Annotated in this window: 15 protein-coding genes; all 15 read right to left on the bottom strand. The window is 41.1% G+C overall.

The window, feature by feature from the left end; translation table 11 throughout:
- Positions 1–156: 156 nt before the first annotated feature.
- Entirely contained in the window at positions 157–1,068 is a 912-nt protein-coding gene (gene moaCB / locus H4075_RS08655) for a bifunctional molybdenum cofactor biosynthesis protein MoaC/MoaB (protein WP_182805967.1), read from the bottom strand.
- A gap of 3 nt (positions 1,069–1,071) precedes the next feature.
- On the bottom strand, positions 1,072–1,512 hold the full coding sequence (locus tag H4075_RS08650; RefSeq protein ID WP_182805965.1) for a molybdenum cofactor biosynthesis protein MoaE: 441 nt from the start codon (positions 1,510–1,512) through the stop codon (positions 1,072–1,074).
- Positions 1,512–2,636, bottom strand: a complete 1,125-nt coding sequence (gene moeB / locus H4075_RS08645) for a HesA/MoeB/ThiF family protein (RefSeq protein ID WP_182805963.1) — start codon at positions 2,634–2,636, stop codon at positions 1,512–1,514. The genes H4075_RS08650 and moeB overlap by 1 nt, the downstream gene beginning before the upstream one ends.
- A gap of 2 nt (positions 2,637–2,638) precedes the next feature.
- Entirely contained in the window at positions 2,639–2,890 is a 252-nt protein-coding gene (locus H4075_RS08640) for a MoaD/ThiS family protein (protein ID WP_182805961.1), read from the bottom strand.
- A 12-nt stretch (positions 2,891–2,902) separates the two neighbouring features.
- The gene (locus tag H4075_RS08635) at positions 2,903–3,634 is read right to left on the bottom strand and encodes a sulfite exporter TauE/SafE family protein (protein ID WP_182805959.1); all 732 of its coding nucleotides are present in this window, start codon (positions 3,632–3,634) and stop codon (positions 2,903–2,905) included.
- Between the two features lie 5 nt (positions 3,635–3,639).
- Entirely contained in the window at positions 3,640–4,818 is a 1,179-nt protein-coding gene (locus H4075_RS08630; protein WP_182805957.1) for a molybdopterin molybdotransferase MoeA, read from the bottom strand.
- 52 nt (positions 4,819–4,870) lie between these two features.
- Positions 4,871–5,482 (bottom strand): nucleotidyltransferase family protein, encoded by a 612-nt coding sequence (locus tag H4075_RS08625; protein ID WP_220494910.1) that lies wholly within the window; start codon positions 5,480–5,482, stop codon positions 4,871–4,873.
- Positions 5,472–6,629 (bottom strand): XdhC family protein, encoded by a 1,158-nt coding sequence (locus H4075_RS08620; protein ID WP_182805955.1) that lies wholly within the window; start codon positions 6,627–6,629, stop codon positions 5,472–5,474. The genes H4075_RS08625 and H4075_RS08620 overlap by 11 nt, the downstream gene beginning before the upstream one ends.
- A 38-nt stretch (positions 6,630–6,667) precedes the next feature.
- The gene (locus H4075_RS08615) at positions 6,668–7,093 is read right to left on the bottom strand and encodes a c-type cytochrome (protein ID WP_182805953.1); all 426 of its coding nucleotides are present in this window, start codon (positions 7,091–7,093) and stop codon (positions 6,668–6,670) included.
- A gap of 37 nt (positions 7,094–7,130) precedes the next feature.
- A complete protein-coding gene (locus H4075_RS08610) occupies positions 7,131–9,386 on the bottom strand; it encodes a xanthine dehydrogenase family protein molybdopterin-binding subunit (RefSeq protein WP_182805951.1) in 2,256 nt (751 codons plus the stop codon).
- A gap of 43 nt (positions 9,387–9,429) precedes the next feature.
- Positions 9,430–9,819 (bottom strand): putative quinol monooxygenase, encoded by a 390-nt coding sequence (locus H4075_RS08605; RefSeq protein WP_255460408.1) that lies wholly within the window; start codon positions 9,817–9,819, stop codon positions 9,430–9,432.
- Positions 9,820–9,867: 48 nt separating this feature from the next.
- Positions 9,868–10,326, bottom strand: coding sequence for a (2Fe-2S)-binding protein (locus H4075_RS08600; RefSeq protein ID WP_182805950.1), 459 nt, complete (start codon positions 10,324–10,326; stop codon positions 9,868–9,870).
- A gap of 306 nt (positions 10,327–10,632) precedes the next feature.
- Positions 10,633–12,738, bottom strand: a complete 2,106-nt coding sequence (locus H4075_RS08595) for a xanthine dehydrogenase family protein molybdopterin-binding subunit (protein ID WP_182805948.1) — start codon at positions 12,736–12,738, stop codon at positions 10,633–10,635.
- Between the two features lie 2 nt (positions 12,739–12,740).
- Positions 12,741–13,208: a (2Fe-2S)-binding protein gene (locus H4075_RS08590; RefSeq protein WP_182805946.1), complete on the bottom strand. Its 468-nt coding sequence runs from the start codon at positions 13,206–13,208 to the stop codon at positions 12,741–12,743.
- 114 nt (positions 13,209–13,322) lie between these two features.
- Positions 13,323–13,736 (bottom strand): cupin domain-containing protein, encoded by a 414-nt coding sequence (locus H4075_RS08585; protein ID WP_220494908.1) that lies wholly within the window; start codon positions 13,734–13,736, stop codon positions 13,323–13,325.
- Positions 13,737–13,750 lie beyond the last annotated feature (14 nt).

Here is a 13,750-nt window from a genome sequence, read left to right as displayed (position 1 = left end):
ATACCAATTATTTGCAATTTCCGCCAATAAGAATTTGCGGCAAATGACCGAATCCGGTCATAAAACCTCACCAGATTTGCATCAGTTGAAAAACCTTATTGTAAATGTGAAAGAAGCCAAAGAAGCGGTTCTTTTATAATCAGAAGATTGTCATCTTTAATCGTGCCGCATCCCCTTCGCTACACGAAATAAATGTAACACATAAGGAAACAATGCATCCATTGTTTCTTCTGCACCTTTTGTAGAACCGGGCAATGTAATAACCAATGAATTGCCGATGAAACCTGCCACACCTCTTGATAGCATGGCATATGGTGTACGTTGCTGCCCATAATTTCGTGCAGCTTCCATCATACCGGGTATTTCCCGATCGAGTAATGGTTGAATAGCTTCCGGTGTAATATCTCTTGGCGAAAGTCCGGTACCGCCGGTGAATAGAATTAAATTGAATCCTTCGTTGCTGTATTGCTTTGCTTTTGATTGAATTACATCAAACTCATCGGGAATGATTTCATAAACGGATGTTTTGAGTTGATGCTGTTCTAATTTTTGCAGGATGGCTTTTCCGCTGCTGTCTTCTTTTGTACCTGCTGCTACGGAATCGGAACAAACAACCACCGCTGTGCGAATGCTATCCTTAAGTTCATCTTTGAAATCTGTTTTCCCTCCTTTCTTACTTTCTAATTTGATGGAAGAAATCTCCACACCTTTATCCAAAGGCTTCAGCATATCGTACATTGTTAATGCAGTGATGGCTGCACCATGCATTGCCTCCACTTCCACTCCTGTTTTATAAATGGTATGTACCTCAACAAAAATGCGGATGCTTAATCCATCTATTTCATGTTTAATTGATGCAAACTCAACAGGCAACGGATGACAATCTGGGATTACATCACTTGTTTTTTTGATCGCTAATAATCCCGCTGCACGGGAAAATTCAAACACATCACCTTTGGGAATTATTTTGTTTTGAATTGCATCTATGGTTTCCTGTTTGGAAACGGTGAGTGTTGCTGATGCGATTGCTTCACGTAAGGTTGTTGATTTATGCGTAATGTCGACCATTGCTTATTGATTTACTTTCCATTGATGTGTTTCGTCTTCGAATAATTCCTTGCCCCAAACCGGCAATTCTGTTTTGATGCGTTCTACTACTTCGTTGCAGGCATCAATTGCTGCACGACGATGGGCAGATGAAGTAAACACAAACAAACAAATTTCTCCTGAAGCAACAGCACCTAAACTATGGTACACATGCATACAGGTCAGTTCATACTTTGCAAATATCTCTTCACGAATGATATGCATTTTTTCTAAGGCCAGTTCTTCGTAGGTAGTGTATTCGATCGCTACCACTTTCTTTTCATCGATCAAATCAGCCCTCACCTGTCCTAAGAAAATACTATGCCCGCCGATATTCGTTTTTGAACTGTGCTTGGCAATACTATCTGCAATAAACGCAGGAGAAATTGCTCCCTGATTAAATATATTCTTGGGTTTACGTTCCATTATACAGTTTGTTTTTGTTGCTGTATCCATTGCTGAATACCGCCTTTTAAACTATAGATCTTTTTTGATGCACCAAAAAGATCATTCAATTGCTTTGCTGCCTGTGCACTTCGTTTCCCTGACATACAAAATACAACAATCGTATCTTCTGTAAGCCATGCTGTATGTTGTTGCAGCTGGCTTAAAGAAATCTGCATGTGACTGAACTCGGTTACAACAGGTAATTCATCTTTTTCCCGCACATCAACAATTGCCGCTTTTCCTTCTACGACCATCTCATTAAATACAGCGACATCAATTTCGTTTACAGTAGCTGAGTTGCTGCACAGCCATTCATAATCGGTTTGTTCTAATGCTTGAATACTAGCAGGAATGAGTGAAGCTGTATCTGCCTGTTTGCTCAACTCCAGTTCATAGGTTTGATTGTTAAGTGTGTTATAAGTAAACAGCTTGTTCGCCAATAGCACACCTGTTCCTGTAATGAGCTTAATGGTTTCATTCGCCATCATACTGCCAATGATGCCGGGCAATACGCCCAACACGCCGGCCTCTGCACAGTTTAAAACTTCTCCCTCTTTTGGTGGATGAGGAAAAATATCTCGGTAATTCGCTGTGCGTTCGTTATTCTGTTCTGCATTGAACACAGCTACCTGTCCTTCGTATTGTGAAATGGCACCATATACCAATGGCTTGTTCAGTAACACACAGGCATCGTTCACCAAATAACGTGTAGCGAAATTATCAGAGCCATCAACTACTACATCGAACGCAGAAAGAATAGCAGTTGCATTTTTGTTTGTGAATCGTTCGTTGTAAACGGTAAACTTTACTTGAGGATTTGACTGTTGTAGTACTTCAACTGCACATTCAACTTTTGACCGGCCGATCATTTGCACATTGTACAACACCTGCCTGTGCAAATTCGAAAGAGCAACTACATCATCATCTACAATACCAATACTGCCAACACCGGCTGCAACAAGATACTGCAACACCGGGCAACCCAATCCACCTGCACCAATCACCAATACGGAAGAAGACAACAATTTCTGTTGTGCTTCGGCACCAAATCCTTTCAGGATCAGTTGGCGTTGGTAACGTTCATATAGTTGGTCGTTGTTCATATTTATCCGCCGGAGAATGGTGGCAATAAAACAACCGTGCAATTATCAGTTAAAGGAGTATTAGCTGAGATGGTTTTCTTATTAACCGCCATTATAAATTTTTCTGCTGCAAGTGCAGGAAACTGCAAACGCAGTTGTTCCAACAGTTCATCAGTTGATATTATATTATTCAGTACAAGCGAAGTACCTGCAATGTCAACCAGTTTTCCAAAAAACAAAACCTCCACACGCATCATTGTTGTATTAAGGAGCAAAAATAACCCAACTCAGGTTACCAATAGTTTTACGGCAGCAATTAATAATACTATAGCCAGCATATACTTCAACATGCCCTGTTTTAACCTAGCTGCACCAATATATGCTCCTGCGAGCCCGCCTGCAAACGCAATGATCACATAGAGATACATATCGGTTGTAAACTGAATACCTTTTGTCAATTGTCCTGCTAAGCCTGATAACGAATTCACAAAAATGAACAAGGCGCTGATGGCGGCTGTTTGTTTCATGTCGGCCCAACGCAGCAGTAACAATACTGGCGACAAAATAATACCACCACCAATACCGATCAATCCTGACAAGAAACCAATAACTGCTCCAATGCCGATTGCAAGCAGTAACGAATAATGCTGTTGCTCTTTCACCTGTATATCACTGAAGAAAATGAAACGGATCACCGGCAATAATAACAGCCAACCCAAAATCTGTTTATATACTGAAGCATCTATTGAAATCAATCCGCCTAAAAATGCAAACGGCACAGAAGCCAATGCAAAGGGCAGAAATAATTTCATCCGGAAATAACCACCACGATAAAACTGTATGAAAGATGTAAGCGATACAAATAAATTCAACAGTAACGCTGTTGGTTTCATTACATCGGGCGCAATGCTGAAGATGGCCATCAATGCAAGGTAACCACTGGCTCCACCATGGCCGACTGATGCATAAAGAAATGCAACAAGAAACAATAGAATATAAAAAAAATAAATGAAGTCCATCGCTCTTAAACTGGTAAAAGATGAATGGTGACGGGATCGTTTGTTTTGTATGCTTCCTTCTCTCCTTCCAACATCAGCAAACAATTGGCTGTTGCAAATGAATTTAATTTGTACGATTCCTGTGCTGTTAAGGGCAATACTTTCTCTCCATCGTAATATGCCTTTTGAAAATGGGAAAGCCCTATTGGTTTAATGCAATCCTTTGCCAGTATCGTTTGCACAGCCTTCAGTTGCAAAGGGCGTTTTGTTTGAAGTGCCAGTGCTTCTGTTACATATTCATAAAAACAAGTAATTACCGATGATGGATTGCCCGGCAAACCAAACACAAGCTTTTCATCTTTTGTGCCAAAGAATAACGGTTTACCCGGACGCTGTTTTATTTTGTGAAACTGTTTTGTTACGCCACATTTTTCAGCAGCCTGCAATACAAAATCATAATCACCCACACTTACACCACCGGTTAATAATACAAGATCACTTTCATCTAATGCCTGTTGCAATGTTGCAGTAAGCACCTCCGGATTGTCTTCTACTTTGTATACACGATGAACAGGAAGATGCAGCGACTGCAATGCTGCTGTTAAACTATATGAATTAGATTCGTACACTTGTCCGTACGATAAAGGATTGCCCGGCTGCTGCAATTCGTTACCAGTAAGCAGAATGCTGATGACAGGATCTGGTATAACTTCAACTTTTGTAACACCAATGCCTGCTAAAAAACCAATAGCTGCCGCAGTTAATACACTTCCTTTCGGTAAAGCCAGTTCCCCTGCTTTTATTTCAGAACCTACCGGACGAACATTGCTGTTGCGTTGCAATTTATCATCTTCAATAATTAAGATGCCATTCTCTGCTTTTACTTTCTCCTGCATTACCACTGTATCTGCTCCGGCAGGCACAGGTGCTCCCGTGAAAATGCGGATGGCTTTGCCTGTTGTAAGTTCAATTGTGGAAGAACTTCCTGCTGCCATCTCTCCTTCAATAACTAATTCTTTCTGCAGATCATCATATGCAAATGCATAACCATCCATAGCCGATTGCGGAAACGCAGGAATATCAACTGTAGCAAACACATCTGTTGATAATACTTTTCCTCTTGCCTGCAATAACGGAAGCGTAACAGGTTTTAATGCTGTTACGTTATTTGAAATAATATGTTTTGCTTCTGTTACAGTAATCATTGTTTGCTGAATTTTCCGTCAGACGAGGACATCAGACGAGGCGTACTTTCAATTATTCTTCCGAAAGATTTTTATAGTCTTCCACCGTATCAATATCAATCTCTCCTTTCGGAAAGGAAACAAAAGTAGCTTCGTCCATATATTTTCGAACCAGGCTCTTTGCTCCCACATCACCTGTTAACTCCATCAGTTCCGGAAAGAAACGTTTGGTAAATAGCACAGGTGTTCCAAAAGTACTTCCATATTTACTTGCAACAATGCTGCGCTGTTCATTTCTGTTCAACTCCATCAAATTATTTAATAGCGCCGCTGTTACAAATGGCTGATCGGCTACCATGAAAATTAAAGCTTCTGTTTCCGGATGCATTTCAACCAAAGTTTGTAAACCGCATCGAATGGTAGAAGCCATTCCTTCTTTCCATTCAGGATTTACAACAACGTTAGCAGCTGTGTGGCCGATTTCAGATTTAATGAGATCAGCATTGGCACCTAAAACAACAAGAACTGAAGAAGCATCAGATGATTGAGCTGCGTCAATGGAATGTTGCAATAGCGTAGCGCCTGAATATGCCAATAATTGTTTGGGAGAACCTAACCGTGAAGATGCGCCTGCAGCGAGTATAATGACGCCTGTTTTATTTGTATGCATGTGCTCATCTGCCATTGCTGCTTAATTTCTGTAATTCCAATTCATTTCGGGTGTGAATACTGACCGAACGGTTTTTCAAAAAACCGCCTGTACGTTCAGCAAATACCGCTTTTATTTCTGCCAGTACAGACAAGGCAATTTCTTCGGCAGTTTCTGCACCGATGTCCAATCCAATCGGCCCATGGATTGTTGCACGTTGTTCGTCTGTTACAGTAATACCTTCATCTTTTAATTCATCAAACATGCGTTCAAGCCGTTTCTTTGGCCCGAGTGTTCCTATGTATCTGCAGTTGATTTGCAACAACAGTTTCATCATGGCCAAATCATACTTGTAATTGTGTGTCATCAACAAAAACACTGTCCATTCATCAATGGCAAGTTGTTTGAATATCTCCTCCGGTTTTCCTGTAAGCAGTTGATGTACGTCAGGAAAACGTTGTGCATTCGCATGTGTTGATCGTCCGTCTGCAACTGTTATCTGCCAACCCAACACCTTCGTCATTTCAACTAAAGGAAATGCGTCATTGCCTGCACCAACAATGATCAATGAAATGGAGGGCTGCAGCAATTCAACAAAGGCAGTCAATTCAAACGCACTGTATTCTTTGATGAATGATGAACCTGCATTCAACACTGTAGATGCATCTTCATGCACTAAGGCTTTTAATCCGGCTTCATCTAATTTGCTGTACGAACTTTCTTGATCAAGAAAAAAACAAGTACCTGGTTGATGACCATGAAAATTGTGTAATGAAAACAATGTCACTAAAACTGTTTCTCTTCTGTACAACTGCGAACGCTCCAACAATTCAATGGGATTATTTTCATCCGCCGCATCAATCGGCTCAAATAAAATATGTACAATACCATTACAGCCGAGCTGTACACCAAACTCAACATCTTCTTCATCCATCGAGTTGTAGGTAACGAGTTTGTTTTGATCTTGATGAATGGCCAGCAGTGCTTTTCGTAATGCATCTCCTTCCAGGCATCCTCCGCTGATGACTCCGGTCATCCGTCCATCTTCTTCCACGAGCATGCGTGCACCGGGCCTTCTGTATGAAGATCCTTCTACATATACAACCGTTGCCAACGCAGTCTTCATTCCTTTCTGCGTTGCTTTTTTATATGCTGCAATTATTTCATTGATCTCTTTCGTCATGCAATAATGAAACAAATTTGTGTTTTACAAATTTCCCCTTAATATTTCTGATATCCTTTTGAAACTGCTTTTAAACCCGGCTGAATATCTTTCGGCAAAACAGCAGGATATTTATTGCCCCATGAATTACGGATATAATTTGCAACATCGGCAGCCTGTGCATTGGTGAGACTGATACCTGCCATTTCACTATTATAATCAACTCCATTCACTTTCACCGGACCTCTCATTCCTTGAAGGATTACTTTGATCAGGCGATTTTTATCAGCCAGATTTTTTGATTTGGCTAAAGGAGGAAACGCACCTTCAAGTCCGGTTCCTTCGGGCATATGGCAAGACATACAATTCGTTTCATAAACTGTTTTACCACGTTGCACACTCGCTTTTAAATCAAAAGTCTGATTAAACGAAAGCAAGGTTATTGCTAATGTTGACAGTACAAAAGTTACAAGTATCAATTTCATATTCCGCTCACATTTTATTTAAGTCTATCAAACCCACTTATGATTTCTTTTGAAGTTCAGTTGAAAAAGGCTGATTGTAAAATCGCTTCTTTTCACTTTTATATAATGCATTGGCTACTGCTGCAAAGATTGGCGGGAAAGGTGGTTCACCTAAACCTGTTGGATTAATGTCATTCTGTACAAAATGCACATCGATCTTCTTTGGTGCTTCCCGATGGCGGATCATTCGGTAACGGGTGAAATTATTTTTCTCCGGAACACCATCTTTAAAAGTCAGTTCACCATACAATGCATTACCAATGCCATCCACCACACATCCCTGTACCATATTAGCGGCAGCATCCGGATTGATCACAATACCGCAATCAACTGCACTTGTAACACGTTCAACAAATGGCTGTCCATCTTTCTTTATAACGTCAACTACATGTGCTGCATACGAGTTGTGACAGAAATAAGCAGCCACACCACGACTGTATTGTTTGTTCTCTGCACTGCCCCATCCCGATTTTTCTTTCACCAGTTTCAATACACCCGCATATCGGTCTGCATCGTATTCATTATTTTTTCCAACCGGATTTTCTTTCGCCCGCTTCAATAATTCCAATCGAAATTCAATGGGGTCTTTCCCAACGTATTCAGCAACTTCATCCAAGAATGATTGTTCAGCAGCTGCATTGAAATTAGAACGTGGCGCACGAAACGCACCAATGGTAATATTGGAAGGTATTTCCCAACTCTCTGCTAAATAGTTATCAACTGCTCCTGCTGGAAACCTGTTTGCATGGACAGGATGTTCCGGAATACCACCACCTTTTACATGAAACGCAAGTAGGTTTTTATTGGCATCAAATGCTGCACGGTAGGTAGCAGTGTACATCGGGCGATAAATACCATAGGTCATATCATCTTCCCTGCTGTACACCAGTTTCACTGGCGCTTTTACTTTTTTGGAAATAAGTGCGGCTTCTGTAAACGTATGCCCGTATGCCCGTAAACCAAAACCACCACCCATACGTGTGATCTGAATTTCGATTTTATCTGCAGGCATGTTCAATGCTTTTGATAAAGTCGGTTCAATCCAACCGGCAGCCTGGTGTGGCCCAACGATCAATGCTTTCTCATCTGTAACATGTGCAAAGCAATTCATTGGCTCCATACAATTGTGTGCCAGAAATGGTGCGTTGTAAGTTCGCTCAATCACCTTCGCTGCATTTTTAAATGCTGTTTCAGGATCACCATCTTTACGTAACAGTTGTGCAGGCTTACTTGCATACTCTTTCATTTTTGCAAGATGTGTTGCTGTGCTTTCCAATGCACCCGGCACAACTACTTCTCTCTTTCCGCCCCTGCCTGCCATATAATCTTTTGTATCTCCTTTCGGTTCCCAGGTTACTTTTAATTTCTTGCGTGCATTCATCACTTCCCATGTTGTTTTACCAACTACCACCAGCAAATCGTTGAATGTACGTGTATCGAAACCAGCCTGTTCGTATCCATCTTCATACAACTTCAACGTAAACACATCTTTGATGCCGGGCATTTTCAATGTTTCACTTGCATCAAACGATTTTACTTTCATACCAAATGCAGGAGGGTGATGAATCATCGCAATCAATGTTCCTTCCTGTGTATAGTCTAATCCAAACAATGGTTTGCCGGTTACAATTTTCTGTCCTTCAACATTCTTCTGTGAGTTTCTTACGACAGTAAAATTCTTTACATCTTTCAGCTTGATATCTTTTGGAATAGGAATACCTGCAGCTTTCGATGCAAACTCACCATAAGTTCCTGACTTACCTGATTTTTCATGATGGATCATGCCAGCTTTCGTTGTAAGTTCTTCTACCGGAACATTCCATGTTTGAGCTGCTGCCGTTAACAACATACTGCGTGCAGCTGCACCTGCATCACGCAATGGTTTCCAATACATGCGAACGGAATTACTGCCGCCTGTAAATTGTGGCCCAAGTTTCACATTGTCGTGCGGCCCCATTTCCACTTGTACTTTTTTCCAATCTACATCTAACTCTTCCGCAACAATCATCGGAAGTGATGTCATCACATTTTGTCCAAACTCAGGATTGGGGTTGAATATTTTGATGATGTTATCGGAAGTGATTTTGATATAACCTGTGAGCTCATGCCATTCAGCAGGCAGATCGGCCGGATTTATTTTATTCTCCAGACTGAACTCTGCCAATCCACTGAAACTGATCATCAATCCACCACCTGCAAGGAAAGATGATTTTAAAAATGCTCTTCTGCTATTATCGGTTTTGAACTTTTCCATTTTGAATGACTTTAAAAATGATGAATTCAGTACGGTAGAACTGCTATTGTTTTATTTTACGAAAGATATCAACCATCGTTTCTGAATCGATATTATTCATGTCTATTAGTTTCAACGACTTTACCATTTTCAACGTGGTTGTTTTGTATTTCTGAAAATGGGGTGTTTTTAAATGTGCTTCATAAGCTTCACGGTTTGCATAGATCTCTAAAATCCGGATCTGCGTTGGATTCGCTTTTTGATACATTGGATAAATAGCAATAACGCCGGATTCTAATTGAACGGATGCCCTTGATTCTTCTTTTAGAATTGTATTATATTCATTCAGATAATTTGAATCGATCTCAATTTCGGATATACGAATCATCATGTCTTTTGACTGAGCAGAAACATTGCTGTATGAGAAAAGCAAAAAAGCCAGAATGTATTTCATCGAAAGGCAGATTAAATAATTTTAATAAAAACCAGGGCTCAACGTAGTTTAGTTTTGCTTCGCTGCTGTTTTAATTGCTTCCTTGATACGCAGATAAGTACCACACCTGCAAATATTACCACTCATAGACGCTTCAATTTGTGCATCGGTTGGATTGGGATTGCTTTTCAACAATGCAGCAGCAGTCATGATCTGCCCGGTTTGGCAATAACCACATTGTGCCACATCCTGTTCAATCCATGCTTTCTGCACCGGATGATCTCCATTCTCACTCAAACCTTCAATGGTTGTGATTGATCGTTTTGACACGGCTGAAACAGGCAATGAACAAGAACGCACCGCAACATTATCAAGCATAATTGTGCAGGCACCGCATTGGGCAACGCCGCATCCGTATTTGGTGCCAACTAAATTTAAATGTTCTCTCAACACCCATAGTACAGGCGTTGCAGGATCAACATCAATTGAAACTGTTTTACCGTTTACGTTCAAACTGATTACTGGCATAGCGGAATACTTTTATGAAAGTTAGTGAGTTTTTTGCAGGTTGTTTTCAATGTAAGAATAACAGGCAACCTGTTTTTATGTTCGTTTTTGAAAAATTGATCGTTGAATGTGCAACCAAACAGTTTAACCAGATTTTAAAACAAGGTTGAAAAAATGCCGATTGTACACACGCATTAAAATTGCTTTATTTTTTCTGTTTTATTGGTATACAGATTACGGATTTACCTACCATAATTACAGATTGAGATAGTTTAGTAATTAGGAGGCAGGCCCGAGAACAGAACTATTGCAACGAAACGAACCCGATTATGCCAACTGTTCAGCAAAAGGCAACTTGCGTAATCGTTTTCCGGTAGCTGCAAAAATGGCGTTTGCAAGAGCTGCTGCTATCGGCGGCAAAGCCGGTTCACCTAAACCGGTAGGCGCTTCATCCGATTCAACAAATTGCACCTCTACATCTGTTGGCGCATCTTTCATACGTAGGAATTTATACATGTGAAAGTTTGTTTCAGCCACAGCTCCATTTACAAATGTCACTTTCGGGAACATGGCATGACTGATACCATCCACAATGGAACCTTGTACCTGGTTCTCTGCACCGCTCAGATTAATTACACGACCACAGTTGACTGCACAATACACTTTCTTTACTTTCGGTTGTCCATTTACCATTTGTACGTCTACTACCTGCGCCACATAAGATCCAAACGAAAACCAGGTAGAGAAACCTCTGAACACACCGGGTGTTTTTGAACCCCACTTACTCATCTTCGCCACCAAATCAATTACACTTTTGTATTTCTCCGGATCGTAATTGATTTTTCCAACGGTTTGCTCTTTTGCTCTTTTCAACAACTCCAAACGAAATGCTATCGGATCTTTTTTCAACGCAGTGCATACTTCATCCATAAAACTTTCGGCAACGTATGCAAGCGTGTTTGCACCCGGTGCTCTCCACCAACCGGTTGGTGTATTGCTTGTATAGCCTTGTCCTTCGGCACGATAGTTTGCAATGGCTCCTGCAACGTAACTGTCGCCACGTACACCTCTACCAATGCCAACACCTGATTGATGCCATGACAATAAATTGTCAGCTGATAATGCTGCACGATAACGCCACATTTCTGCCGGACGATAAAAATCATTCTGCATATCATCTTCACGAGTCCATTGTACTTGTACCGGACATTGTGCAGCAGCAGAGATCAATGCTGCTTCAACACCATTATCGGTCATTAACTTTCTTCCAAAACCACCACCCTGACGAGGTGATGAAATGGTTATATTTTCTTCAGCTATTCCTAATAGTTTTGACACTTCCGTTCTTACTGCACCCGGCACCTGTGTAGGACCAAACAATTCTACTTTACCATCTTTCACATTCGCATAAAAGTTAAGCGGCTCCATTTGTCCATGCGACAGTGTTGGTATTTCATAGGTTACATCGAGTACTTTAACGGCACCCTGTTTTGCAGCATCAACATCTCCGTCATTTCTGGCAGGTGCAGTTGGCGCAGGTTTGTCGAGCAGTGATTTGAATGTTGCGAAATGTTCGGCACTGTTTTCCAGTTTTTCACTTGCATTCCATTGGATCACCAATGCATCTCTTCCTTTTTTAGCCGCCCATGTTGAAGTTGCCAAAACAGCAACGGCGTTTTTGATCTTCACAACTTTTTTTACGCCTTCAATTTTCAATGCAGCTGCATCGTTTACTTCACCCAATGTTTTTCCATAGGCAGGCGGTCTGCTTACCATTGCAAACAACATTCCTTCTCTTCTTGTATCAATTCCAAATAATGGTTGGCCCGTTACAATTTTATGTGCATCTACATCTTTTACTCTTGTGCCGATGAGTTTAAATTCTTTCGGATCTTTTAATGTTGGTTTAGCCGGCACTTCCAGTTTCGCTGCAGCAGATGCAAGTGAACCAAAACTCAATTTCTTTCCACTTGCTTTATGAATGACTTCTCCGTTTTCAACAGTACATTCCGTTGCAGGAACATTCCATTGTTGTGCGGCTGCGGCAATCAACATTTCACGTGCCGTTGCACCAACTGTACGTAACTCGGTAAATCGGCCTCTCACTGATCCGCTGCCACCGGCAGTTTGTCTGCCCATTCTGCTGTCTAATGGCGCAAGTTCAACTTTGATTTTTTTCCAATCAACACCCAGCTCTTCTGCAACGATCATGGGCAATGATGTTTTTACACCTTGTCCAATTTCCGGATTGGGAGCTAACAAAATAATGGAGCCATCGGCAGCAATTTTGATATAAGCATTGGGAGTAAAGATCATTTCTTCCAATGCTTTTGCTTCTGCCGGCAGGTTGAGTAAACTGAAACTGATGAGCATACCACCACCTGATAAAGCAGATACTTTCAGAAAGTTTCTTCTTGAATGTGTTGTTGCCATAATTATTTTTTGCTTGGTTGTTTGGCTGCTAAATGAATTGCCTGTCTGATACGGACATGTGTTCCGCATCTGCAGATATTTCCCGACATCGCATTATCAATATCCACATCTGTTGGTTTTGGATTTCGTTTCAACAATGCTGCCGCACTCATGATCTGGCCGGCTTGACAATAACCACATTGCGACACATCCAATTCTTCCCATGCCTGTTGCAGTGGATGATCGCCTTTTTCGCTCAACCCTTCAATGGTAACAATTGCATTATTTTTTACAGATGAAACTGGTATTGAACAGGAACGCACAGCGCTGCCGTTTAAATGAACCGTGCATGCGCCACATTGTGCCATGCCACAACCGAATTTTGTGCCCACAAGATTTAAATGATCTCTCAGCACCCATAACAATGGTGTTGCAGGATCTACATCAACCGATAGCGTTTTACCATTTACGTTCAAATTGATAGCTGCCATAATGGAATACTTTTGGGAAAGTTAGCCATTCTTCAAAACATGATAGCAGAAAAGCACCACAATTATATGAATGCGTGATTTGGGAAGATTAACGGAGATTGATTGAAGGATTTCTCACTTGTTGTTACTGTGATACTCCTCTTCGGTTACGGGCTGCAACCAAACTGTTTCACCTTTTTCTCTCCCGGTGATGGCAAGTTGAACAAAAGCACTGTCGGCACTTGCTCCGTGCCAATGCGGAACATCAGGCGGACATTTTACAGCATCTCCTTTGCGGAGTATTTTTTTAGGTTGACCTTTTTCCTGGTAATAACCTACACCATCAGTTACCAATAATATTTGTCCTGCCGGATGTAAATGCCATTTGCTCCTGGCACCCGGTTCGAAAGTAACATTACCCACTGCTATGGCATTAAGACTGTCGGCAGCAATAAGCATTTGTAAATAGGCATTGCCCGTAAAATTATCATTCGTAATTTTTTCCCCTTTCGGAAAAACAAGTGTGCTTTCGCTCTTTGAGTGATTCATTTCCTCTTTGTTCT

It is taken from the genome of Lacibacter sediminis (assembly GCF_014168535.1).
Taxonomy (GTDB): Bacteria; Bacteroidota; Bacteroidia; order Chitinophagales; family Chitinophagaceae; genus Lacibacter; species Lacibacter sediminis.
Note: the sequence above shows the minus strand (reverse complement) of the source record. Positions and strands in the feature narration are given on the sequence as shown.